Here is a 533-nt window from a genome sequence, read left to right on the forward strand (position 1 = left end):
TGGGCAGGGAATCCACGACCATCACCCCGCCTGACAGCGCCAGCCGGGGCATCAGATTCAACCAAGTCAGCGGAGGAAAAAACAATGGCTATGGTTTTTCCTTGGCGGTGGGCAGCGACGGCAACGCCTACGCCTGGGGATACAACATCTATGGCCAGCTCGGCGACGGGACGAGTGCCAGCTACCGGACTACGCCGGTCATGGTGAAGACACCCGACCGCAACATGTACCCGGACCTGCCCAAGGACTTCACCTACCTGCAGGTCAGCGCCGGAGCCTATCCTTGGCCTCCTTGAAATCAATCCCGCCATCAGCCTTCTGGGCAGGCATAGGCTGTCCGTTCCTGTCAGTGGCAAACATCTCATTGGGATTGCTAGGCTGTTTGGGCAAATTGAAAGCGGAATACTTGCTGACTTGGGCCGCCTTGCCAGTCGTGGAAGTCGCCGTATTGGGGGACGGCTGCTGGCCTGTCACCAGAACCGGCTCAGGGGTCAGCTCATCAACAGGCACCCACTCGCTATCCTTCAGAGCCA

General features: G+C 59.3%; 2 protein-coding genes. One reads left to right on the forward strand and one right to left on the reverse strand.

The genetic code is table 11. The features are described 5' to 3' along the window. The coding region (locus tag QRX40_RS08680) for a hypothetical protein (protein ID WP_313837712.1) at positions 1-296 on the forward strand (296 nt) is incomplete at its 5' end. On the opposite strand, the gene QRX40_RS08685 is transcribed toward QRX40_RS08680, so the two are convergent. Continuing rightward, positions 265-533: hypothetical protein (locus QRX40_RS08685; RefSeq protein ID WP_313837713.1), on the reverse strand; the 269-nt coding region annotated here is incomplete at its 5' end. The genes QRX40_RS08680 and QRX40_RS08685 overlap by 32 nt on opposite strands.

The organism is Bifidobacterium sp. H6bp9 (assembly GCF_032193695.1).
Taxonomy (GTDB): Bacteria; Actinomycetota; Actinomycetes; order Actinomycetales; family Bifidobacteriaceae; genus Bombiscardovia; species Bombiscardovia kimbladii.